Annotated in this window: 20 protein-coding genes; 16 read left to right on the plus strand and 4 right to left on the minus strand. The window is 46.5% G+C overall.

Going from position 1 to position 23,878, the window contains the following annotated elements; translation table 11 throughout:
- The first annotated feature begins 178 nt into the window (after positions 1-178).
- Positions 179-1,840 carry a glycosyl hydrolase family 18 protein gene (locus VIG27_RS01530; protein ID WP_394524661.1) on the plus strand — a complete coding sequence of 554 codons (1,662 nt, stop codon included), beginning with the start codon at positions 179-181 and terminating at the stop codon, positions 1,838-1,840.
- A 137-nt stretch (positions 1,841-1,977) separates the two neighbouring features.
- Positions 1,978-2,673, plus strand: a complete 696-nt coding sequence (locus VIG27_RS01535) for an N-acetylmuramoyl-L-alanine amidase (RefSeq protein WP_394524662.1) — start codon at positions 1,978-1,980, stop codon at positions 2,671-2,673.
- A 139-nt stretch (positions 2,674-2,812) separates the two neighbouring features.
- Here VIG27_RS01535 and asnA read toward each other — a convergent pair whose 3' ends face one another.
- A complete protein-coding gene (gene asnA, locus VIG27_RS01540; RefSeq protein WP_394524663.1) occupies positions 2,813-3,820 on the minus strand; it encodes an aspartate--ammonia ligase in 1,008 nt (335 codons plus the stop codon).
- A 171-nt stretch (positions 3,821-3,991) separates the two neighbouring features.
- Here asnA and VIG27_RS01545 point away from each other — a divergent pair, with 171 nt between their 5' ends.
- From VIG27_RS01545 to VIG27_RS01610, 14 genes are all read left to right on the plus strand, one after another.
- Positions 3,992-5,071, plus strand: a complete 1,080-nt coding sequence (locus VIG27_RS01545; RefSeq protein ID WP_394524666.1) for an L-threonylcarbamoyladenylate synthase — start codon at positions 3,992-3,994, stop codon at positions 5,069-5,071.
- Complete coding sequence (locus tag VIG27_RS01550) at positions 5,068-5,562, plus strand: deoxycytidylate deaminase (RefSeq protein WP_394524667.1); 495 nt, start codon at positions 5,068-5,070, stop codon at positions 5,560-5,562. The genes VIG27_RS01545 and VIG27_RS01550 overlap by 4 nt, the downstream gene beginning before the upstream one ends.
- A gap of 1 nt (position 5,563) precedes the next feature.
- A complete protein-coding gene (locus tag VIG27_RS01555) occupies positions 5,564-7,303 on the plus strand; it encodes a B12-binding domain-containing radical SAM protein (protein ID WP_394524668.1) in 1,740 nt (579 codons plus the stop codon).
- Positions 7,303-7,965: an endonuclease III gene (gene nth, locus VIG27_RS01560; RefSeq protein WP_394524669.1), complete on the plus strand. Its 663-nt coding sequence runs from the start codon at positions 7,303-7,305 to the stop codon at positions 7,963-7,965. The genes VIG27_RS01555 and nth overlap by 1 nt, the downstream gene beginning before the upstream one ends.
- A 17-nt stretch (positions 7,966-7,982) precedes the next feature.
- The gene (locus VIG27_RS01565; RefSeq protein ID WP_394524670.1) at positions 7,983-8,690 is read left to right on the plus strand and encodes a PolC-type DNA polymerase III; all 708 of its coding nucleotides are present in this window, start codon (positions 7,983-7,985) and stop codon (positions 8,688-8,690) included.
- Between the two features lie 183 nt (positions 8,691-8,873).
- Entirely contained in the window at positions 8,874-10,391 is a 1,518-nt protein-coding gene (locus tag VIG27_RS01570; protein ID WP_394524672.1) for a VanW family protein, read from the plus strand.
- A 1-nt stretch (position 10,392) separates the two neighbouring features.
- Entirely contained in the window at positions 10,393-10,959 is a 567-nt protein-coding gene (locus tag VIG27_RS01575) for an AIR synthase (RefSeq protein WP_394524673.1), read from the plus strand.
- Between the two features lie 30 nt (positions 10,960-10,989).
- Positions 10,990-11,472, plus strand: coding sequence for an Lrp/AsnC family transcriptional regulator (locus VIG27_RS01580; RefSeq protein ID WP_394524675.1), 483 nt, complete (start codon positions 10,990-10,992; stop codon positions 11,470-11,472).
- Entirely contained in the window at positions 11,469-12,638 is a 1,170-nt protein-coding gene (locus VIG27_RS01585) for an aminotransferase class I/II-fold pyridoxal phosphate-dependent enzyme (RefSeq protein WP_394524676.1), read from the plus strand. The genes VIG27_RS01580 and VIG27_RS01585 overlap by 4 nt, the downstream gene beginning before the upstream one ends.
- Before the next feature lie 5 nt (positions 12,639-12,643).
- Positions 12,644-13,138: a tRNA (uridine(34)/cytosine(34)/5-carboxymethylaminomethyluridine(34)-2'-O)-methyltransferase TrmL gene (gene trmL / locus VIG27_RS01590; RefSeq protein ID WP_394524678.1), complete on the plus strand. Its 495-nt coding sequence runs from the start codon at positions 12,644-12,646 to the stop codon at positions 13,136-13,138.
- A gap of 430 nt (positions 13,139-13,568) precedes the next feature.
- A complete protein-coding gene (chvE, locus tag VIG27_RS01595; protein ID WP_394524679.1) occupies positions 13,569-14,693 on the plus strand; it encodes a multiple monosaccharide ABC transporter substrate-binding protein in 1,125 nt (374 codons plus the stop codon).
- Between the two features lie 79 nt (positions 14,694-14,772).
- Positions 14,773-16,320, plus strand: a complete 1,548-nt coding sequence (gene mmsA / locus VIG27_RS01600) for a multiple monosaccharide ABC transporter ATP-binding protein (RefSeq protein ID WP_394524680.1) — start codon at positions 14,773-14,775, stop codon at positions 16,318-16,320.
- Between the two features lie 2 nt (positions 16,321-16,322).
- The gene (gene mmsB, locus VIG27_RS01605; protein ID WP_394524681.1) at positions 16,323-17,489 is read left to right on the plus strand and encodes a multiple monosaccharide ABC transporter permease; all 1,167 of its coding nucleotides are present in this window, start codon (positions 16,323-16,325) and stop codon (positions 17,487-17,489) included.
- A 233-nt stretch (positions 17,490-17,722) separates the two neighbouring features.
- Entirely contained in the window at positions 17,723-19,084 is a 1,362-nt protein-coding gene (locus VIG27_RS01610) for a PhoH family protein (RefSeq protein ID WP_394524683.1), read from the plus strand.
- A gap of 42 nt (positions 19,085-19,126) precedes the next feature.
- Here VIG27_RS01610 and VIG27_RS01615 read toward each other — a convergent pair whose 3' ends face one another.
- Genes VIG27_RS01615 through VIG27_RS01625 form a run of 3 tightly spaced genes read right to left on the minus strand, consistent with a single transcriptional unit; the run spans position 19,127 to position 23,658 of the window.
- Complete coding sequence (locus VIG27_RS01615; RefSeq protein WP_394524684.1) at positions 19,127-20,533, minus strand: ATP-binding protein; 1,407 nt, start codon at positions 20,531-20,533, stop codon at positions 19,127-19,129.
- Complete coding sequence (locus VIG27_RS01620; RefSeq protein ID WP_394524685.1) at positions 20,534-21,244, minus strand: response regulator; 711 nt, start codon at positions 21,242-21,244, stop codon at positions 20,534-20,536.
- Between the two features lie 20 nt (positions 21,245-21,264).
- Entirely contained in the window at positions 21,265-23,658 is a 2,394-nt protein-coding gene (locus VIG27_RS01625; protein WP_394524686.1) for an endonuclease MutS2, read from the minus strand.
- Positions 23,659-23,878: the final 220 nt, after the last annotated feature.

A 23,878-nucleotide genomic window follows, 5' to 3' on the forward strand; every position in this document is an offset into this window, starting at 1 on the left:
TGTGGGTTCGGATGCCATCTTCAGCCTGGAACTGGCCTAAATACCACATCAGGGTGGGATCAGGGGATTTTTAACGTAATGAAAATGTAAATATCATAAATGAGGAAGTATGATATAATCTAAAAGATAATCTACTACAAAGATAAAATGATACGATCCAATAGCAGGAGGAAAGCAGATGAATAGGAAAGCTGTGCCGGTTCTCGTGGCGCTGGGATTGATTTTGGCGGTAATTGCCGGATTTTTCGGAGTCCGGTTCCTGGAACGGTATATTCCCACGAATGAGCAGGCAGATAGGACACAACTGCTTGGTGTAAAAGAGAATGAAGTAGCCCTTTATTTAAATGAGGAATTACAGGAAGCAAAAGGAATTTTCATGGAAGGGCAGACGTATCTTCCTATTGATTGGGTAAATAGTAACTTGAATGAACGTTTTTACTGGGACAGAATGGAAAAACTTCTGGTATATGCTCTGCCGGATTCCATTGTATATGCAGATCATACCACCAAAGGTACCACCGGGAAACCTCTCATATGGGTGAATGGAGACGGAGTCTATTTATCTGTGGGACTGGTGGCCAATTATACCGATATCCGCGTGGCAGCATATGACGGCGCCAGAAATAAGCGGATGTTTATAAATAATAAGTGGGACCCCGTAACTGTGGCGACGGTCAAAAAAAACGGCAATGTACGGGTAAAAGGAGGCGTGAAAAGCCCCATCGTGACATGGATTTCAAAAGGAAATAAGGTCACGGTTTTAGAATCCATGGGACGGTGGGATAAGGTCCGGACAGAAGACGGCTTTGTGGGTTATGTAAAGCACCGCCGTCTCGGTAAGTTTAGTGACGAGACTCCTGTCAGTACCTTTAAAGCACCTGTTTATAAAAATATTTCGATGGATGAGCCGGTAAGCCTTGCCTGGCATCAGATGACGACTCCTGCGGGCAATGCCTCCTTTGACCGCGTGACCGCAAGTATGAAAGGGGTCAATGTCATCTCCCCCACCTGGTATGAACTGACGGATAATGAAGGGAATTACCGTTCCCTGGCTGATGCAGAATATGTGAAAAAGGCTCATAACAAGGGGCTGAAGGTGTGGGCTCTGATTAGTAATTTCAGCAAGGATGTAAACACGGAGATTCTTTTAGCAAAGACCTCCACCAGACGAAGACTCATTGAGTCCCTGATGGCAGAAACAGAAAAATACGGATTTGACGGAATCAATCTGGACTTTGAAGGAATCAAAGAAGAGGCAGGAGTTCCCTACATACAGTTTATCCGGGAGCTGTCCATTTTCTGCAGAGAGAAGGGGATCGTTCTGTCTGTAGATAACTATGTCCCGGTGCCCGGCAATGAGTTTTATAACCGGAAAGAGCAGGGAATTGTAGCTGATTATGTGATTGTCATGGGATATGATGAACACTATGCCGGAGGGGATGCCGGTTCTGTGGCCTCCCTTAGCTATGTAGAGAACGGAATCAAAGACACGCTTTTAGAGGTGCCAAAAGAAAAGATCATACAGGCCCTCCCCTTTTATACCAGAGTGTGGACCGTGGACAGCGGGAATAAGACCTCATCCTCTTCTTTGGGAATAGCAAAAGCCAAAGAATGGGTCAGTGAAAACAAGGTGAAGCTTCAATGGCTTAATGAGTCAGGCCAGTATTACGGAGAATTGCAGACAAAGGAAGGTATTAAAAAGATCTGGATGGAGGAAGAACGCTCCATCGGGCTTAAGATGGATTTGATCCGGCGGTATGATCTGGCCGGAGTGGCCTTCTGGAAGCTGGGGTTTGAACCGGCAGATCTCTGGGACGTGGTCCAGCTGGAAAAGAAATAACCGGCAGCCGATGACAGCCGATGAAACAAAGGACTAGAACGGATCGGATGCAGAATGATGGGAAAGTCGTCTCAAATAGTTCTTTTTTATTTCACTGAAAGATATAATTCATTAAGAATATGTGTCAGGTAGAGAATGTGAAATTAAAAAAATGGGAACCGTTGATGGCGGTGATTTTGCTGGTACTGGTATATGTGATCTCAAGCCATGCGGGGAAAATGACGGCAGGAGTCAGTGTAAAGGCTGGAAAAGAAAAGCCCGTCGTCGTGATTGATGCCGGGCATGGCGGAAATGATCCGGGAAAGATCGGGGTCGATGGAACTCTGGAAAAGGACATCAATTTACAGATCGCGAACCGGCTGAAAAAATATCTGGAAGCCTCTGATGTGGAAGTGGTGCTGACAAGAAAAAATGATAATGGACTTTATACCGAAAGAGACAACCGGAAAAAGATGGCAGATATGACAAAACGGTGTGACATCATCAATGAAGCCAATCCGGCGCTTACGGTCAGCATTCATCAGAACAGCTATCATCAGGAGGCGATTTCCGGGGGACAGGTATTTTATTATAAAAAGTCGGAACAGGGAAAGCGGCTGGCTGAGATTTTACAGGACCGGTTTGATTATGTGCTGGGAGAAAAAAATACCAGACTGCCCAAGCCCAACGACAATTATTATCTGCTCCTTCATGTAAAATCTCCTATCGTAATTGTAGAATGCGGTTTTTTGACCAACTGGAAGGAAGCGGCTTTATTAAAGTCTGAAGACTATCAGGATCGGGTGGCATGGACCATACATATGGGGATCATGGAATATTTAAACGGGAAATAATCGTTTAATACGGTGTTTCTCATTCAGGCAAAAAAGAGGCAGAGGAGAAACGGCATCCCATACAGGATTAGCGGGTGCCGTTCCTCCTCTGCCTCTGGTCCTTGTTTCTCAGTGAACAGGGATTGGTTTCTTCTGTAAGCTACAGAAGAAAGATCTTGTTTTTTCTGCAAATCTCACGCATTTCATCGGGCCAGATGCTGGCTTGTACTTCCCCCACATGGGCGCGGTCCAGGAGCAGCATACAAAGACGTGATTGCCCGATTCCGCCTCCGATGGTGCAGGGAAGTTCTCCGTTTAAAAGCATTTTGTGGTAAGGAAGCTGGCTGCGGTCTTCGCATCCGGCTTTTTTCAACTGTTCTGCCAGAGAGGTTTCATCCACGCGGATGCCCATGCTGGATATCTCCAGGGCACAATTTAAATGTTCAAACCAAAACAGGATATCCCCGTTTAACTGCCAGTCATCGTAATCAGGAGCTCTTCCGTCATGAGGCTTTCCGCCCTTTAACTGATCCCCGATCTTCATAAGGAAGACACAGCCGAACTCTTTGGTGATCAAATTTTCCCGTTCCTTCGGTGTATGATGGGGATAGCGGTCCTCCAGCTCCTGGGAGGTAATAAAGGTAATGTCCTCCGGGAGATGTTTTACCGCGTTGGGGTATTTGTACCACACTTCATGCTCCATATGCTTGATGATTTTGAAGATGGTTCTTACGGTGTCCTTTAAGGTATCCAGATTGCGATCCTCTCTGGTGATTACTTTTTCCCAATCCCACTGGTCCACGTAGCAGGAGTGGAGGTTGTCAAAGTCTTCATCTCTGCGGATGGCATTCATGTTTGTATAGAGTCCCTCGCCCGGCTGAAACCCATACTCATAAAGGGCCATGCGCTTCCATTTGGCCAGAGAGTGGACCACCTCCATGGTTTGCCCCGGAATTCCGGCAAGATCAAACTGGACCGGGCGTTCCACCCCGTTTAAGTTATCATTTAAGCCGCTGTTTTTGTCTACGAATAAAGGAGCGGATATCCTCTCCAGATTCATTTCCTTTCCAAGCTCCTTTTGAAAGGTATCTCTTATGTATTTGATGGCCTCCTGTGTTTCACGGACGGACAGCCTTGGGTCATAGTTTTCCGGTATAATCAGTTTCAATTTTTTTCCTCCCCAATAAAATCGTTTTTATCATGGTATCATTTTTAGAAAAAACCTGCAACTATTGTTTCCGCTTTTCACAAGGCCAAAGCCCCTTTGCGGCCAGCAAAAAAGTTGCATGGTGACTGGGCCTGTGATATGATAAATGGAAGTGAAAAGGAGCAATGCTATATGGTAACAGAACGAATTTATATAGAAGATAAGGATCATCCAAAGGAAGCACAATTAAAGAAGCCTGCGGAGATATTAAAAAACGGCGGCCTGGTGGCATTTCCCACGGAAACCGTATACGGACTGGGGGCCAATGCCCTGAATGAAGAGGCGGCTAAGAAAATATATGCAGCAAAGGGACGGCCATCAGACAATCCTTTGATCGCCCATATTGCAGATTTTAAGGACCTGCCAGATCTGGTTTTAGAAGTGCCGGAGGCTGGTAAAAAGCTGATGGAGGCTTTCTGGCCCGGACCTTTGACGCTGATTTTTCCAAAGAGCCGGCGGGTGCCTTACGGCACTACAGGGGGACTGGATACGGTGGCAGTCCGGATGCCGGACCATCCGGTGGCCAATGCGCTCATACGCCTGGCCGGGGTGCCCATTGCCGCACCCAGTGCCAATACCTCAGGCAGACCCAGCCCCACCACCGCAGATCATGTGTGTCAGGATATGAATGGAAAGATTGAGATGATCGTAGACGGCGGAGCGGTGGGCATCGGTGTGGAATCTACCATCATTGATGTGTCCGGTAACGAGCCGATGATATTAAGGCCCGGAGCCATCACACAGGAGATGGCATCTAAGGTTCTGGGACAGGAGATCCGTCTTGACCCTGCCATTACCTCCGGACCCATGAGCCAGGAGGTGAAACCGAAAGCACCGGGAATGAAGTATAAGCATTATGCTCCGAAAGCGGATTTAACCCTGGTGGAAGGCGAACCGGAGGCTGTCATTGGGACCATCAACCGGTTAGTAAAAGAAAAATTATCCAAAGGGTTTCAGGTGGGAATCATCTGTACCGAGGAAACGAAAGAACACTATCATGACGGAATGATAAAAAGCATGGGATTCCGTGCAAAAGAGGAAACCATCGCTCATAACCTTTATGCGGTTTTAAGAGAATTTGATGATCTGAATGCGGATTTCATTTTTTCTGAAAGCTTTCAGGACACCCATTTGGGACAGGCCATTATGAACCGGCTGACCAAGGCAGCCGGTTATCACATCATACAGACAGAGAAGGAGAAAACGTTATGACCGGAAAGAGAGAAGATTATATTACATGGGATGAATATTTTATGGGAGTCGCAGTCCTTTCTGGAAAACGTTCCAAGGACCCAAGCACTCAGGTTGGTGCCTGCATCGTAAGCCAGGACAATAAAATCTTATCCATGGGCTACAACGGGTTTCCCATGGGCTGCTCTGACGATGAATTTCCATGGGGCAGGGACAATGAAGAGAACGATCCTTACAATGCCAAATATTTCTATTCCACTCACAGTGAATTAAATGCTATCCTTAATTACCGGGGGGGAAGTTTAGAAGGCTCCAAGCTTTATGTGACACTGTTCCCCTGCAATGAATGCGCAAAAGCGATAATCCAGTCAGGCATCAAGACCGTAGTTTACGGCTCCGATAAGTATGCCGGGACCCCTGCGGTCAATGCATCCAAGCGCATGTTAAATGCAGCAGGTGTCCGGTATTACCAGTATCAGCCTACCGGAAGAAAGATAGAGATCGAGGTTTAACATGAAATTTTTACTGGCGGCGCTCAATGCCAAATACATTCATTCCAATCCCGGTATTTACAGCCTCAAGGCCTATGCAGAGGCTTATGTGGAAGAACCGGAATTAACGGATGGAAGGTTTCAGATCCAGATAGGAGAATATACCATCAACAACCAGCTTGATGATATTTTAAAGGATATCTACCTAAAACAACCGGAGGCGGTGGGATTTTCCTGTTATATCTGGAATATGGCTTATGTTTTGCAGCTGGTCCGGGACCTTCCGAAGGTTCTCCCCCAAGTGGAGATCTGGCTGGGAGGTCCTGAAGTGTCTTATGATGCAGCAGAGATCCTTCGCCGGGAACCGGGAGTTTTCGGGATCATGATGGGAGAAGGGGAAGAGACCTTTAAGGAAGTGGTGCGCAGCTATATAAAAGGAAGTCCCAGGGATTTTACCAAAATAGACGGGGTGGCCGTAAGAGATGAGGAAGGGAATGTGTTGGAAAATCCCCTGAAAAAAGCGGTGGATATGAGCCGCATCCCATTTCTTTATCAAGACCTGTCCGGTTTTAAAAACAGGATCATTTATTATGAGAGCAGCAGAGGCTGTCCGTTTTCCTGCAGCTACTGTCTTTCTTCCATTGATAAGTCCGTCCGGTTTCGTGATACGCAGATGGTCATAAAGGAACTGGACTTTTTTCTCCAAAGCAAAGTCCCTCAGGTGAAATTCGTGGACAGGACCTTTAATTGCAATCATAATCATACCATGGCCATCTGGCGCCATTTGCTGGAACATGACAACGGAATCACCAATTTTCATTTTGAGATCGCGGCGGATTTACTGACGGAGGAAGAACTGGAACTGATGTCACGGATGAGGCCGGGACTCATACAGCTTGAGATCGGTGTCCAGAGCACCAATCCGGATACCATAAAGGAAATCCGGCGAACCATGGATTTGGGAGTTTTAAAGGATATTGTATACAAGATCAATCGGTTTGGAAATATCCATCAGCATTTGGATCTGATTGCCGGGCTTCCCCATGAGGACTATGAAAGCTTCCGCAGATCCTTCAACCAGGTTTATGACATGAAGCCGGAGCAGCTGCAGCTTGGCTTTTTAAAGGTTTTAAAAGGCTCCTACATGTCGGAAAAGGCAGAGGAATACGGGGTAAGATTTAAGGAAGAGGCACCCTATGAGGTGCTGTCGACCCGATGGCTCAATTACGGAGAAATCTTAAAATTAAAAAATCTGGAAGAAATGTTAGAGGTCTACGGAAACAGCGGCCAGTTCCGTACCACCATAAAGGAACTGTTAAACGAATTTGCATCCCCATTTGATATGTTTGAAGCGCTTGCCGAATACTATGATAAACAGGAGCTGACCGGTATCAGCCACAGCCGCATGGCACGCTATGAAATTCTGGAGGATTTTATCCGTCAGCAGGCACCGGAAAGGCTTCCCATGTATCAGGATCTTCTTGTGTATGATTTATATTTGAGAGAAAATTTAAAAAGCCGCCCCCGCTTTTGTGCCGATCAGGAGCCGTATAAAGAGCAGATAAGGGCATTTTTTACAGAGGAAGCAAAATCCTTTTCCTATTTAAAAGAGGGATATGAAGGGTATGAGTCCAGACAATTGATGAAGATGGCACATGTGGAGGTATTCCGGGACCAGCGGGCGGTTCTGTTTGATTATAAAAAGAGGGATGCCCTGACCCATAACGCAGCCGTTTATGAAATCGGTATTTGGAGGAATTAATGGCAAAAAAAGAAACGAAAGCAGAATTAAGAGCGCGGGTGGACCAGGTCCTTGCAGCTCTTGACCGGGAATATGGAACGGAATATATATGTTATTTAAACCATGAGACGCCCTGGCAGCTGTTGATTGCCGTTATTTTAAGCGCCCAGTGCACAGATGCCAGAGTGAATATGGTGACAGCAGATTTATTTAAAAAATATGATTCCGTGGAAAAATTTGCGAAAGCAGATGCAAACGAGCTGGAAAAAGACATTCATTCCCTGGGCTTTTTCCGCATGAAAGCAAAGAACATCATTTCCTGCTGTCAGGATCTGATGGAACGGTTTGGCGGAGAAGTGCCGAAGACCATAGAAGAACTGACATCTCTTGCAGGAGTGGGCAGAAAGACGGCCAATGTCATTCTGGGCAATATTTATAACGAACCCAGTATCGTGGTGGACACCCACGTAAAGCGGATATCCAAAAAGCTGGGGTTCGCAAAATCAGAAGACCCGGAAAAGATCGAATATGAGCTGATGAAGATTCTTCCCAGGGACCACTGGATCTTATGGAATATACAGATTATTACGCTTGGCAGGTCCATCTGCTTTGCCAGAAGGCCTAAGTGCGGAGAGTGCTTTTTAAAGGACCTCTGCCCCAGCGCCCAGAAAACGATATCTTAAGAGAGGGGAATAAAAATGTGGTTTCATCCTATGTTGCGGTAGATTTGGAAACAACAGGTCTGGACCCGAAAAAAGATAAGATCATAGAGATCGGTGCTGTTTTGGTTCTTAACGGAGTTATAAAGGACACTTACGAAACCTTTGTAAATCCTTACCGGAAGCTGGAGGAACGGATAACCAGCCTGACCGGAATCCGGGATGAGCAGTTGGAATCGGCACCTGGAATCGAAACGGTCATCGGGGAATTTCTGGATTTTGCCGGAAAATTTCCTGTACTTGGCCATCACGTCATTTTTGATTACAGCTTTTTAAAACGTGCGGCAGTCAATGGAGGCCATGGTTTTGAACGGCAGGGAATTGATACCTTGAAGCTTGCAAGACGGTTTATGCCGCCGGAAGCAAAGAAAAATTTAAAAGATGCCTGTGAATTTTTTGAAATCAAGCAGGAACAAAGCCACCGTGCGCTGGCTGACAGTAAGTCTGCACATTTTTTGTATCAGGAGCTGGTCCGAAGATTCGGCAGCAACGAGCCGGAAGCATTTGAATCACAGCCCTTGATTTACAAGGTGAAAAAGGAACAGCCGGCATCAAATCGGCAAAAAGAACACTTGCAGGATCTATTAAAATATCATAAAATAGTTTTATCTGTGCAAACGGATCATTTATCCAGAAATGAAATATCGAGAATCACGGATAAAATCATATCACAGTATGGAAGAATATAAGAGAGGTGGGATACAACATGATTAACTTTAACAATAAAAACAACAAAAAATTAATGTCAGTGATTTTGATTGCAGTGGTAGTTTTATTAATTATTGCGATGGTTCTTCCAATGATGCTGAGTTTTATGTAAATCATCGGGGGCTTATCGCAGTTGCAGACACAATAGAGCATGAGGAATGAATATGAAAAAGAAAACTTTATCCATAACCCTGGCGGCTGTGGTATTGGCGGCAGGGATTGGTTTTCTCTCTCCGGCTTATGTTATGGCAGATACCCTTCCGGATGGAATTTATGTTGGGGAATATAATTTAGGCGGTATGACAGAAGAAGAAGCCAGCCAGAAGATACAGGGGCTGGTTAATGAAATGGAAAACCAAAAGATTACATTGGTGGTTGACGGACAGCCTATGGATACAACGGCAAAAGAACTGGGATTCCATTGGAGCAATCCGGAAGCGGTGAACCAGGCTGCCTCATCCTGGCAGGGAGGGAATTTGATCAAACGGTATTTAAATAAAAAAGATATCGAGAAGAATCCTGTGATCATTCCCCTGGAAACGGCTCTTGACGATGGAAAACTGGAAGCCTTTATCAATGAAAAGTGCGCTTCCGTTATGGTTCAGCCGCAGAATGCTACCATTGTCCGAAGCAATGGCGCATTTACAGTAACTCCGTCTGTCACCGGTAAGAATGTGGATATTGCGGCCACAAAGGAGGCCCTTAATGCGGCCCTTGCCAACGGACTCAAGGAACCAGTAACAGCAGCTGCAGTTGTTTCAGAGGTGAAGCCCGCGATCACTACAGAAGATTTATCCACCATCAATGATGTGCTCGGAACATTTTCCACCAGCTTTTCCTCCAGCGGAGCTTCCCGTTCCAAGAATCTGCAGGTAGGAGCCGGAAAGATCAACGGCCGTGTTCTTATGCCGGGAGAGACCTTATCGGGATATGAATGCATGCATCCCTTTACGGTCTCCAATGGATATGCCACTGCCGCCGCATATGAAAACGGTCAGGTGGTAGACAGTGTAGGAGGCGGTGTGTGTCAGATATCCACCACACTTTATAATGCCGTACTCCGTGCCGAACTGGAAGTAGTCCAGAGACAGAATCACTCTATGGTGGTAAATTATGTAAAACCCTCCCAGGATGCTGCTATTGCAGGAACCTATAAGGACCTTAAATTCACCAACAATTACAGCACTCCCATCTATGTGGAAGGATATACGTCAGGCAAGACCATCACCTTTACCATCTACGGAAAGGAGACCAGACCGGCAAACCGTACCTTTGATTTCGTATCCGAGACGTTGAGTGTCACCGATCCCGGTGCACCCAAAGAAGTGGTGGACCCAACCATGCCTCCCGGAAGCAGGAAGCAGGTGCAGTCCGCTCATAAAGGAATCAAATCAAGACTGTGGAAGGTGATTTATATTGACGGTGTGGAACAGAGCCGTGAGATCCTGCACACCGATACTTATAATCCTTCCAAGGCGATTATAAAGGTAGGGCCTGCGGCACCGGCCTCTGTAGCACCGGTACCAAATCCGGCACAGCCCCAGGAGACACAGCCGCCGGCAACGGAAACAGTCCCTCAGCCAGCGGAAACCAGTGCTCCTGCCACACAGACACCTGCCCCAGAAGCGACAGCCGCTGCGGAAGAAACGGTTCCTCAGGGACCTGGAATACAGGCAGAATAACATGAAGCGTATTGAAAGAGAAAACAACGGGATCATAAGACCCGGACAGGATCTGGTAGTGGCCGGTTATGCCGGCCTTTCCGGGACCCTGGAGATTGTTCAGCATAAGAAAAAGGAATTGTATCAGTGGTTTTCCAAAGACTACGTGGACCGGATACTGGAACTGGAAAACAACGGTCCGAAACCGGATCTAAAAATCTGGGAACCCTTTGGAGCCACAGAACTGGAACAGGCGGGAAAAGGCGGGATTTTAAAGGCACTTTGGGATTTGTCCGGTGCCTATATGACCGGAATCAAGTTTTCCCTCCGCCGGATTCCGGTCAGACAGGAAACCATTGAGGTTTGTGAGCGGTACGATTTAAACCCGTACCGCCTTTTCTCCGCCCGTTGCCTGCTTTTTACCGCCGATAACGGGGCGGATCTGGTGGCAGCCATGAAAGAGCAGCAGATCCATGGAGCTGTAATTGGAAAAGTGACAGAAGGGATCGGACGGATCATCGACCATGGAGACGGAGTTGGATATCTTGACCGGCCGACATTGGATGAGCTTTATAAAGTTTTGGATTGATGCCTTAAATGAAAAACAGGAGGTAAGGATATGAGGGAAAAGATATTGGCGGTCATAGAAAAAAACAGCAGGATTGATTTAAAGGATTTAGCCATTCTGCTGGGAGAAAGCGAGACGGCTATAGCCAATGAGATCGCCGAAATGGAAAAAGAACATATCATTTGCGGATACCACACGCTCATCAACTGGGATAATACCAGTGATGAAAAGGTTGTGGCCCTGATCGAGGTAAAGGTAACACCTCAAAGAGGTATGGGATTCGATAAGATTGCAGAGAGAATCTATCAGTATAACGAAGTCAATGCCGTTTATCTGATGTCCGGTTCTTTTGATTTTACCGTATTCATCGAAGGAAAGACCATGAGACAGGTGGCTCAGTTCGTTTCTGAAAAACTCTCTCCCATGGAATCAGTTTTAAGCACTGCCACTCATTTTGTCCTTAAAAAATATAAGGACCACGGAACCGTCCTTGCTGAAGAGACGCCGGATGAAAGGATGTTGATTACACCGTGAGAAATCCATTATCAGACCGGATTGCAGAGATCCCCTCTTCCGGAATCCGTAAATTTTTTGACATTGTCAGTGAGATGAAGGATGCCATATCCCTGGGTGTGGGCGAGCCTGATTTTGATACCCCCTGGCATATCAGAGAAGAAGGCATCTATTCTCTGGAAAAGGGCCGTACCTTTTATACCTCCAATGCAGGGCTGAGAGAGCTGAAGGCGGAGATCTGCAATTATTTATGCAGACGTTTTGAAGTTACCTATGACCCGGATCATGAGGTCATGGTTACGGTGGGCGGCAGTGAGGCGATTGATATTGCACTTCGTGCCATGCTGGACCCTGGAGATGAAGTCTTGATTCCCCAGCCAAGCTATGTATCCTACGTGCCATGTACCATTCTTGCCAATGGTGTTCCGGTCACCATTGATCTGGAGGCCAGGGATCAGTTTAAGCTGACAAAAGAGAAGCTGTTAGAGAAAATCACTGAAAAGACAAAAGTACTGATACTGCCATTTCCCAATAATCCCACCGGCGCGGTTATGACGGCGGAGGAATTAAAGGATATTGCAGACGTTGTCATAGAAAAAGATCTGTTTGTAATTTCAGATGAGATTTATGCGGAACTGACGTACGGCGGTGAACATACCACCATTGCGGCATTTCCAGGGCTGAAGGACCGAACCGTACTGATCAACGGTTTTTCCAAATCCTACGCCATGACCGGCTGGAGACTTGGCTATGCGGCAGCGCCCAGAGTGATCCTGGAGCAGATGTTAAAGATCCATCAGTTTGCCATCATGTGTGCGCCCACCACCAGCCAGTACGCTGCCGTAGCCGCCCTTCGTGACGGAGATAAAGAGGTGGAGACGATGCGGGAATCCTATGACCAGAGAAGGCGCTACCTGATGCATGCCTTTCAGGAAATGGGTCTGGAATGTTTTGAACCTCATGGTGCCTTTTATACATTTCCCAGTATCAAACGGTTTGGTATGACCTCCGATGAGTTCGCCACCAGACTTTTGCGGGAAGAGAAAGTAGCGGTCGTACCGGGAACGGCATTTGGAGACTGCGGAGAAGGCTATCTTCGTATTTCCTATGCATATTCCTTAAAGAACCTAAAGGAGGCCCTGGGCCGTATGGACCGATTTATTAAGAAACTTGACGGAAAGGCGTAAGAGATATGAATATCGTATTATTTGAACCGGAGATGCCTGCCAATACCGGCAACATCGGACGGACCTGTGTTGCCACAGACACAAAGCTGCACCTGATCGAACCGCTGGGATTTAAGCTGAATGACAAGCTGATCAAACGTGCGGGGCTGGATTACTGGGATAAACTGGATCTTACGGTTTACAGCGACTATCAGGAGTTTTTGGACCGCAATCCGGGCGCAAAGATTTATATGGCCACCACAAAAGGACTCCACGTTTATAGTGATATGGAATATGACCCGGACTGCTTTTTGATGTTCGGAAAGGAAAGTGCAGGAATTCCGGAAGACCTTCTTCTTGGAAATCAGGACCGCTGCATCAGAATCCCCATGTGGGGAGATATCCGGTCCCTGAATTTATCAAACTCAGTTTCCATTGTACTTTATGAGGCTTTGAGGCAGAACGGATTTGAACATATGACCATGAAGGGAGAGCTTCACCAGCTCCACTGGAAGGAATAAAAAGGATATTCCCTCATATCTCAGAATTCTGATTTGAGATGAGGCGGTAGGCTTAGAAGGCTTGCTGAACTACATAATTATATGAAATATGACAGGCGGAACTTTCTTTTGCATCGAAAGTTCCGCCTGTTTTTTGTGAGAAAATAAACGAGTCGTAATGCTCTCATAACTTATTTGTTCCTCCATATACAACTTTTCTCAAAGAAAGTAAAATATCGTCGTCAATTTGATGCAAGGAATGTAGGGATATTTTAAAATACCATACAAAAGTAACAAAAACCATAACCCTTTAGTGGAATAAAACCATAAATATATTCATAATATAGCGTGGGACGTAAAAAAGCAGAATATATATATGGATTTAATATAAAATGCAAATTTACGGAGCATGTAAATTGTATATACAAAAACCATTGGAGGGTTAGAAGTTATGAATCGAAGAATCTCAGGCATGCTTCTTGGAGTACTATTAGCGGTATCATCCATTGCCGGATGCAGCAGCTCCCAGACAGACGCAACAACAGCAAAAGAAGAAGCAAACACGGAAAAACCTGGGGGAGTGGGGAAGGTAGGTGTTGCAATGCCCACCCAGTCTTCCGAGCGGTGGATCAATGACGGTGCCAACATGAAGAAGCAGCTGGAAGCGCTGGGCTATGAAGTGGATCTTCAGTACGCAGAAGATGATGTTCAAATGCAGGTATCCCAGATTGAAAATATGATTGCTTCCGGTGTAAATTGCCTGGTCATTGCCTCCATTGATTCTTCCGCACTTGTAAATGTGGAGGAACAGGCGAAGAATGCCGGGATACCGATCATTGCCTATGACCGTCTTCTCATGGATACCGATGCTGTTTCCTATTATGCGACCTTTGATAACAAGGGAGTGGGAACTGCCATTGGGGAATACATAAAAGAGAAGAAGCAGCTGGATCAGGCAAAAGCCGAAGGAAAATCCTATACCATTGAATTCTTCATGGGCTCCCCGGATGATAACAATGCACTGTTTTTATACAACGGCCTGATGGAGGTCTTAAAACCATATCTGGATGACGGGACACTGGTCTGTGAATCCGGGCGTACATCCTTTGAGGATACCTGTATTTTACGGTGGTCTCAGGAAACCGCCCAGCAAAACTGTGAAAACTATCTGACCGGATTTTACTCAGACAGGAAACTGGATATCTGTGCTACTGCGTTAGACGGATTTGCCTATGGCTGTAAATCAGCACTGGAAGGGGCAGGCTATAAGCTGGGAGAAGACTGGCCCCTTATTACAGGTCAGGACGCGGAGCTTATGGCGGTTAAAAACATCATTTCCGGATATCAGACCATGTCTATTTACAAAGACACCAGACTTTTGGCTGAAAAGTGCGTAAAGATGGTTCAGGCGGTGCTGGAAGGAACAGAACCGGAGATCAATGATACTGAGCAGTACAACAACGGAAAAATCATTGTTCCGGCCTACCTTTGCACTCCGGTAGCGGTCGATAAAGACAATTACCAAAAGATTGTCGTGGAAGGCGGCTATTACACGGAAGAACAGCTGTCGCAGTAACAGGAAATGACATGACAGGCGGCGGGAAGAATGCCGCCTGTTTTTCCGTATCAGGAGGGTAAGAAAAGGAGCTGGGGAGATGTCCGGATACATTTTGGAGATGAATCACATCACCAAAGAATTCTATGGAGTCAAGGCTTTAGAAGATGTGAACATCAGGGTAAAAAGAGGAGAAATCCATGCCCTGTGCGGGGAAAACGGAGCCGGAAAATCCACACTGATGAATATACTCTCAGGAGTCTATCCTTACGGCTCCTATAACGGAGATGTAATATACAAAGAAAATACATGCCAGTTTCATAATATAAAACAAAGCGAAGCAAAAGGAATCGTAATTATCCACCAGGAGCTGGCTTTGAGCCCCTGCCTATCCGTTGCGGAAAATGTGTTCCTGGGAAATGAACAACAATGGATAAAAGGCGTGGTGGACTGGACCAGAACGCATAAAAAGGCCCGGGAAGTGCTTCAAAAGGTAGGGCTTGAACATGAAGATCTAAACGCTCCGGTCAATCGCCTGGGCGTGGGGAAGCAGCAGCTGATCGAGATTGCAAGGGCTATGGCAAAGCAGGTGGAGCTTCTCATTTTGGATGAGCCCACGGCGGCCCTGAATGATGAAGAAAGCAAACGGCTTCTGGGCATCCTGCTGGATTTAAAAAAGCATGGGATCACCTGCATCATGATTTCCCATAAGTTAAATGAGATCAGCGAAGTGGCGGATTCCATTACGGTAATCCGGGACGGAAAAACCATTGAAACTTTAAAAAAGGGAACCGATGAAATCAGTGAGGACCGGATTATCAAAGGCATGGTGGGCAGGGAACTGAAAAACCGTTATCCCGAAAGAATCTGTAAGACCGGCAATAAAATCTTTGAGGTGGAGAACTGGAACGTCTGGCATCCGGAGGACTTAAAGCGTCAGGTAATCAGGGATATTTCTTTTTATGTGCGAGCAGGGGAAGTGGTAGGATTTGCAGGACTTATGGGGGCAGGCCGTACAGAGCTTGCCATGAGCCTTTTCGGACGGTCCTACGGGCAGAAAATAACCGGTGTCATTAGAATCAATGGAAAACAGGTACTGATCCGCAATGTCCAGGAAGCCATCAACCATAAACTTGCCTATGTTTCAGAAGACCGGAAAAATTATGGACTCATTTTAAACGACAGCGTCAGGGCAAACATGACCTTGGCAGCCCTGCCAAGGTTTTTTTCCAAAAAAGGAATTGTGGATAAAAACAGGGAAATTCTTGCCGCAGAGGAATATAAAAAGAAAATCAATGTAAAAGCAGCTTCCATCAACCAAACGGTCAGCTCTCTTTCCGGCGGAAACCAGCAAAAAGTAGTTCTTGCAAAGTGGATGCTGACTCAGCCGGATGTGCTCATTTTAGATGAACCCACCCGCGGCATCGACATTGGGGCAAAGTATGAGATTTACTGCGTGATTAACGATCTGGCCAAGGCGGGGAAAGCGGTTATCGTGATTTCTTCCGAGCTTTTAGAGGTCATGGGAACCTGTGACCGGATCTACGTCATGAGGGAAGGCCGTATTGCCGGAGAATTATCTCAAAAAGAGGCCACGCAGGAAAAGATCATGAAGTGTATCATGGCAGACAGCGGAAAGGAAGCGTAGACATGGAAAAAAAGAGAACAGTCAATCTCAATATGAAAGAATACGGAATGGTTCTGGCTCTCATTGCGGTATTCCTTATATTTGCGGCAATGACAGGAGGGAAAAACATGTCCCCTGCCAACATCAACAACTTGATCATGCAAAACAGCTATATCGTGATCCTTGCAGTAGGGATGCTTTTGTGCGTGCTCACAGGAAATATTGATCTTGGGGTAGGCTCCATTGTTGCAGTCAGCGGTGCGGCTGTGGGAATTATGATCGTGGACTATAAAACCAGCATGTGGGCAGCCATTGCAGCCGCCCTGGTTATTGGAACCTTATCCGGAATGTTTGTAGGGTTCTTTGTTTCCAAGCTATCCATTCCTCCCTTTATAGTGACCCTGGCGACCATGCTCATGGGAAGAGGGCTTACCTATACGCTTTTGAAAGCCCAGACCAAAGGGCCTCTTCCTTCCGATTATACATACATAGGGGCCGGTTTTCTTCCCACCGTCAAGATTCCCTTTGGAGGAGGTTCCATCGACTTAATCTCCATCGGGGCGGCATTGATTGCCGCTGCCCTTATTATTTTTTTTGAATTCAGAAGTATTATGACCAGAAAGAAATATGGCCTTCCCGTTATTCCCCTCTGGCAGAGCGCAGTCAAAACCGGAGTCATTCTTTTAATCGTCGGCTTCTTCTTTTATAAGCTGTCCCGGTATAACGGAATCCCGTTTGTACTGGTCATTATGGGAGTGCTGGTGGCGCTGTATCATTTTATTACCAGCAGGACCGTTGCAGGCCGACAGATTTATGCCCTGGGAGGAAACGCAAAAGCAGCAAGGCTCTCCGGGATTAATACGGACCGGGTATATTTCTGGGTGTACACCAATATGGGCATTTTATGTGCCATTGCCGGAATCGTTTTATCCGCCCGCAATGCTTCCGCAACGCCCAAAGCCGGAGACCAGTTTGAAATGGATGCCATTGCCGCCTGCTATATCGGAGGTGCTGCAACCACGGGAGGAATCGGTACCATCATCGGAGCCGTGGTGGGTGCGTTTATCATGGGGATTTTAAACAATGGAATGTCCCTTTATGGCTGGTCAACGGATATTCAGAAAATCGTAAAAGGCGCTGTCCTTCTGGGTGCGGTCACCGTAGACTTGTTATCAAAACGGAAAAAATAACCTAAAAACAGTGAGGGCGGCATATCATTTTTCCCTCCTCTGTAAAGAGAGGGGAGTCCGTCCGGTTTCAGCAGCCAAAACTTCCTCTATAAGGAGAAAACCCCTGTATTTACCAAAAAAATGCTTAATTTTTTACATTGCCTTTACTGTAATCTGATAACAGGAATTCTTTATTTCCATTATAATCAGAATTACAAAAACTGTATTTCTGGAAAGGAAAAGGAATCCTCTAAATGATAAAAACCTATGTTGTGGATACGAATGTACTGATTCAGGCTCCTGACTCCCTGTATTGTTTTGATGACAATCAGGTGGTGCTTCCGGTAGTGGTTTTGGAAGAATTGGATCATTTGAAAAAGGCAGAAGGTGAAAAGGGAGCCAATGCCAGAGCGGCAATCAGGATTTTGGAGCAGCTTCGCCAAAAAGGGGATCTGTTATCCGGTGTGAAACTGGAGCATGGAGGGACTCTACGGATCGAAAAGAACTGCATCGACGTGGAACTTCCGCCCGATCTGCCGGATGATAAGATGGATAACCGTATATTAAAGGTCTGCAAAGGGCTTTCCGGTGAAGTGGTTCTTGTGACCAAGGATATTCTGCTGAGAATCAAAGCACAGATCATCGGGGTCAGGGCAGAGGATTTTACAACCGAGCAGGTGCCGGAGCGGGAGGAACAGTATTCCGGCAGAACCGAAGTCTATGTGCCGGAGGAGGGGGTTAAGGAATTTAAGAAAAAAGGGATTTCATCGGAATGTGTTTATATAATGGACGAAGCCGGAGAACGGAAGATACCAAAGCTGCAGCAAAATGAATTTGTGATTTTAAAAGCAGACCAGTCCACGAAAAAGACGGTCCTTGGAAGGGTCAGCGGCAGCAGGATCGTCCCTCTTGAATATGTGAAGCATAAGCCCTATGGCATATCTCCCAGGAATGCAGGACAGTATTTCCTGCAGGAAGCCTTGATGCAGCCGGCGGAGGCCGCGCCCCTGGTGATCGTAAAAGGTATGGCGGGAACTGCAAAAACCTTCTATTCACTTGCCGTAGGCTTGGAGAAGCTTTTAAACAACCCGACAGGGGAATACCGCCGGATCATTGTCAGCCGACCCAATGCCCAATTTGATTCTGATATCGGATTTCTTCCGGGAAGCGAACAGGAAAAAATTTCTCCCCTGATGCGTCCGGTCATTGATAACCTGGAACAGCTCATTGATTCCAGCGAAGAGAAACGGTATGAGAAAGAAGAGGAACTGGCGGGAAAAATAGATGAGATTTTCGACCGGGGATTGATAAAGACTGAGGCTTTGAATTATATCAGGGGACGCTCCATTGCACAGACCTATTTAATCATTGATGAAGCACAGAATATGACGCCGAATCAGGTAAAGGGGATCATCACCCGTGCCGGAAAGGGAACCAAAATTATTCTTCTAGGAGATCCCAACCAGATTGACCGCCCCTTTTTAGATGAAAGGACCAATGGTCTCAGCTATGCGGCAGAGCATATGAAGGGAAGTCCTTTGTGCTGGCAAATCACCCTGACCGCAGAGGAATGTGAACGTTCCTTACTGGCCATGGATGCGGGAAAGAGACTGTAGGAAATACAAAGGGTGCCGCGTTTTGCGGCACCCTTTTGGCTGCTATAAATTCGTGGATTTGGGAAGGCTGAAGATAAATTCCGACCCCACGCCCTCCGTGCTGATCACATCAATGTTCTCTCCATGAGACTGAATGACCTCCCGGACAATGGCAAGTCCCAGGCCGGTTCCCTTTTTGTCCTTGCCTCTGGAAACATCTGTTTTGTAAAACCGTTCCCAGATCTTTTTGATGCTGTCCTTTGGGATGCCCACGCCCTTGTCTTTGATGGATACAAAAATCTTCTCATATTTCCCAGAAGCCTGAATGTAGATGGTGGAATCCGGATAACTGAATTTAATGGCATTGTCAATCAGATTATAAAGAACCTGCTGGATCTTTCCAAGGTCTGCATAAACCATCTGAATGCTGTCAGAAAATGTTAAGTCAAAGGTGATGCTCTTTTCTCTGCAGGTACCTTCAAAAGAAGCCGCAGTGTCCTTGATTACCCGGTTAATATCAAAATTGGTGCGGTTTAGATATCCCTTGCTGTCCAGGGAGTTAAGCGTCAGCATGCCCTGTGTCAGCTTGTTTAACCGTTCGGTCTCAGAAATCACCCGGTTTAAGTATTTCTCCTGCATCTCCGGCGGTATGGTCCCGTCTAAGATGGCTTCCAAATATCCCTTGATGGAAGTCAGGGGAGACCGGAAATCATGGGAAACATTGGCAATAAAGTTCTTTTGGTATTCCTCCATTTTCCCCAGCTCGCTTGACATGTAATTCAACGTAGCCGCCAGATAGCCCATCTCATCTCTGGTATTTACCCCGATATGATGGGATAAATTTCCCTGGGCGTATTCGTTGGCACCCGCTGTGATCTTCTTTAATGGAACATACACGTTTTTCGTAAATACAAGAAGAATGATCAGGGACAGGCCGAAAATTACGGCTGCACTGATGTAAACGATGTTTAAAATGCCGTCTCTCTCCCTTTGCAGAAACGATAAGGGAAGATGGATCACCACATACCCATAGGTGGTATAATTTCCTGTAATCGGCGCATGGACGCTTAACACGTCATAGGAAAACTGGTTGTAGTATTTGCCGATAGTATAGGATTTGTTTCCCATGGAAGTGGGATCAAAGTTATCAATACTCCTGCCCTTCTTATCAGCGTTTTCGCTGTCGGCAACGATTTTTCCCTGGCGTTCCACGATCCATATCTGGGCGTTTAAATACCTTGCCTCTTTTTCCAGCTCCGGATAGGAGGCAGAAGCATTTATATTCTTTCCGTGGTACATGCTGCTGTAGGAGGAAGCAATCTCATTGGCTTCATCGTACAGGCTTTCGGAATGCTGTTTCAGTAAGTACTGGTTTGTTATTTCCGAAGAAAAGGTCGCAATGGTGATAAACCCAAGGAGTCCGAACAGAAGATAGCCCAGAATAAACTTGGTATAGAGAGAATGTGTCATTTAACGCTTCACCTCAAACTTGTAACCGATCCCCCAAACCGTAGTCAGCGCCCACGCGGCGTGATCCTTGATTTTTTCCCGCAGGCGTTTGATGTGGACATCTACCGTTCTGGTATCTCCGATATATTCGTATCCCCAGATATGATCCAGCAGCTGTTCCCTGGTAAATACCTGGTTGGGAGAGGAGGCTAAAAAGTATAAAAGCTCCAGCTCCTTTGGCGGCATCTCAATGGAATGACCCATATAAATAACGGAATAGTTGGTTAAATTGACAATCAGATCCGGATATTCCACATAATCTCCCTGCTGGTCCGTATGGGCATCGCTCTTAGAAGGAATGGCCTGGTAACGTCTCAGGACCGCCTTTACACGAGCCACCAGCTCCTTGGAGTCAAATGGCTTGATCATATAGTCATCAGCACCCAGCTCCAGGCCCAGAACCTTATCAAACACTTCGCCTTTTGCCGACAGCATGATGATGGGGATCTGGGATAAGGAACGGATCTTCTGGCAGACCTGATAGCCGTCCATACCAGGCAGCATCAGATCCAGTAAAACCAGATGTGGCTTAAATGACGGAAATACCCGGAGTGCCTCTTCCCCATCCCCGACGATCTCTGTGTCATAGCATTCTTTTATTAAATATAAGGAGATTAATTCAGCGATGTTGCTGTCATCATCTACGATCAATATCCGCTGTTTCTCTGCCATAATAGACTCCATTTCTAACATTATTTGAACATAACAATAGTTACACCGGAATCCCCTTCCCCAAATACGCCGAGCCGGAATTCCTTTACATATTTCAGTTTCTTTAAGTGCTTATGCACCGCATTTTTTAAAGCACCGGTCCCCCGGCCGTGAACCACCCGGACCTGAGGAAGGTGAGCCAGATAAGCATCATCTAAATATTTGTCTAACTGTGGAATGGCTTCATCCGTTGTCATACCGATCAAATTGATCTCCGGAGATATGGACAGGGATTTTGAGATTCGGGTGGAACTGCTTCCGCTTCCGCCTCTTTTTGAATTTCCTTTCCCGCCCGGGATGGAAACGGATTCTTCCTGGAGAAGCTCCAAATCCGATATATTGACCAGAGATCTTAAAATTCCCATCTGAACATAAAGATCGCCCTTGGCATTGGGAAGAGAGCTGACGGTTCCGTTTAGGTTCATGCTGAGGACCTTGACGCCGTCTCCCAGCTTCAGCTTCTTGGGGTCAATGCCCTTCTGGGATTTGCTCTTTTCTTTTTTTAGAGAGAGAGAAGCATCCACATCCTGAAGCTTGCTCCTTAGACGGCTTCTTTCGGCCTCCAGCTCCTTATTCACGCCGGAGTCCTTTGCCAGCTTGTTGATCTGGCGGATGGTCTGGTCAGCCGTATCTTTGGCCTCCCTTAAAATCCGCTGGGCCTCTTCCCTGGCACTTCGGATCATCTTGTCCCGGTTTTCGTCAAGACGTTCCTCCTTTTGGGTCAGACGGTTCTTTAACTGCTCCACTTCCCGTTTATAAGCCTCGATTTCCATTCGTTCCTTTTCAATGGTGACCCTGTTTTCCTCCAGATGAGTCAAAAGATCCTCAAAGGTCTCGTCCTTGGCTTCCAGATGGGTCTTTGCATCCTCAATAATATAATCCGGAAGTCCCAGTTTCTTGGAAATGGCAAAAGCATTGCTCTTTCCCGGAATTCCGATCAGCAGGCGGTAGGTCGGCTTTAACGTTTCCACATCGAATTCACAGCAGGCATTTTCCACTCCCGGAGTGGTTAAGGCAAAGACCTTTAACTCGCTGTAATGGGTGGTCGCCATGGTGCGGCATTTCATGTTGTGAAGAAACGTCAGTATGGAAATGGCAAGAGCAGCCCCTTCCGTAGGATCAGTTCCGGCCCCCAGCTCATCAAAGAGACAGAGAGAATTGCTGTCCGCCTGACTGAGGATCTGAACGATGTTTGTCATATGGGAGGAAAACGTACTGAGGCTCTGCTCAATGCTCTGTTCATCTCCTATGTCCGCAAATACCTCCTCAAAAACAGCCAGCTCAGACCCGTCAAAGGCAGGAATGTGAAGGCCGGCCTGTCCCATCAGCGTAAACAGTCCCACGGTCTTAATGGAGACCGTCTTACCTCCCGTATTGGGTCCCGTCACAATGAGAAGGTCAAACTCCCGTCCCAGATGGATATTGATGGGAACCACCTTTGCCGGGTCCAGGAGCGGATGGCGCCCATCCTTAATATTGATGATCCCTTTGGTATTGAAAACAGGTTCGCTGCCGTTATAATGCTTTGCAAGAGCAGCTTTCGCAAATATAAAATCCAGCTTGGTAAGGATGTTGAAGTTTGTCTCCAGTTCTTCCAGATAAGGCGCCAGCTGATTGCTTAGGTCGGCCAGGATCATCTCGATTTCCTTTTGCTCCTGAATTTCCAGAGTGCGCAGGTCGTTGTTCAGCTTCACAATGGCCATAGGCTCGATGAAAAGGGTAGAACCGGTGGAAGACTGGTCATGTACCATACCGGAAACCTGAGACTTATGCTCCGCTTTTACGGGGAGACAGTATCTTCCGTCTCTCATGGTGATGACTGCATCCTGAAGATAGGACCGGTTGGAATTTAAGATGGAGTTTAACTGGGCGTGGATCTTATCGTTGATGGAACGCATGGAACGTCTCACATGGTGGAGTCCGGGGCTTGCATCGTCGCTCACTTCCTCCTCCGAAATAATGCAGCGCTTGATCTCGGTATTGACTGGAGTAAGCGGTTCCAGCAACCGGAAAAATTCCTCTAAAGAATCCTCCGGCAGTTCCGAATCCTCATGCCGTCCGTAAGCCTTTGCCCTGGCGGCTGTGGTAAGCAGAGAACTAATGGATAGAATCTCCACGATCCCTAAAGAACTTCCCACCTCCAGTCTCTTGATTGAGGGCCGGATATCCTTTACCCCTCCAAAAGAAAGGTTTCCTTTCTGCCGGACTCTTGTCACGGCATCAGAAGTTTCCTTCAAAGATAACACGATTTCATGAAAATCCGTAGAAGGGACCAGATTTCTGCACAGCTCCTTTCCGGAATCGCAGGTGGCATATTCCGTAAGCGTTCCAATGATTTTATGATATTCTAAAGTTTTTAATGCTTTCTGATTCATAGATTATTCCTTTTTTTCAATGACTTCCTTTGCAATTGTTGACCAGTGTATCGTTTACAGTATAGCATACGTGAGATAAAAACTGCAATCCTCAGGTTATTTTTCATAGCTTTAAAAGGAAGTGTTAAAAGGCTCTAAAAGTCCCGTTTTTTGGGGTTTCGTAGGTTTTTCTTGCATTAAGGCTGGAAGAACCTTATAATAGTACATAGGTCTTCTGAAA

It is taken from the genome of Lacrimispora sinapis, from assembly GCF_043633585.1.
Classification (GTDB): domain Bacteria; phylum Bacillota; class Clostridia; order Lachnospirales; family Lachnospiraceae; genus Lacrimispora; species Lacrimispora sinapis.

Bases quoted from the DNA above. Each gene is read 5' to 3' on its own strand.
- VIG27_RS01530 (WP_394524661.1), top strand. From the start codon at position 179: ATGAATAGGAAAGCTGTGCCGGTTCTCGTGGCGCTGGGATTGATTTTG.
- VIG27_RS01545 (WP_394524666.1), top strand. From the start codon at position 3,992: ATGGTAACAGAACGAATTTATATAGAAGATAAGGATCATCCAAAGGAA.
- VIG27_RS01550 (WP_394524667.1), top strand. From the start codon at position 5,068: ATGACCGGAAAGAGAGAAGATTATATTACATGGGATGAATATTTTATG.
- VIG27_RS01555 (WP_394524668.1), top strand. From the start codon at position 5,564: ATGAAATTTTTACTGGCGGCGCTCAATGCCAAATACATTCATTCCAAT.
- nth (WP_394524669.1), top strand. From the start codon at position 7,303: ATGGCAAAAAAAGAAACGAAAGCAGAATTAAGAGCGCGGGTGGACCAG.
- VIG27_RS01570 (WP_394524672.1), top strand. From the start codon at position 8,874: ATGAAAAAGAAAACTTTATCCATAACCCTGGCGGCTGTGGTATTGGCG.
- VIG27_RS01575 (WP_394524673.1), top strand. From the start codon at position 10,393: ATGAAGCGTATTGAAAGAGAAAACAACGGGATCATAAGACCCGGACAG.
- VIG27_RS01580 (WP_394524675.1), top strand. From the start codon at position 10,990: ATGAGGGAAAAGATATTGGCGGTCATAGAAAAAAACAGCAGGATTGAT.
- trmL (WP_394524678.1), top strand. From the start codon at position 12,644: ATGAATATCGTATTATTTGAACCGGAGATGCCTGCCAATACCGGCAAC.
- chvE (WP_394524679.1), top strand. From the start codon at position 13,569: ATGAATCGAAGAATCTCAGGCATGCTTCTTGGAGTACTATTAGCGGTA.
- mmsA (WP_394524680.1), top strand. From the start codon at position 14,773: ATGTCCGGATACATTTTGGAGATGAATCACATCACCAAAGAATTCTAT.
- mmsB (WP_394524681.1), top strand. From the start codon at position 16,323: ATGGAAAAAAAGAGAACAGTCAATCTCAATATGAAAGAATACGGAATG.
- VIG27_RS01610 (WP_394524683.1), top strand. From the start codon at position 17,723: ATGATAAAAACCTATGTTGTGGATACGAATGTACTGATTCAGGCTCCT.
- VIG27_RS01615 (WP_394524684.1), bottom strand. From the start codon at position 20,533: ATGACACATTCTCTCTATACCAAGTTTATTCTGGGCTATCTTCTGTTC.
- VIG27_RS01620 (WP_394524685.1), bottom strand. From the start codon at position 21,244: ATGGCAGAGAAACAGCGGATATTGATCGTAGATGATGACAGCAACATC.
- VIG27_RS01625 (WP_394524686.1), bottom strand. From the start codon at position 23,658: ATGAATCAGAAAGCATTAAAAACTTTAGAATATCATAAAATCATTGGA.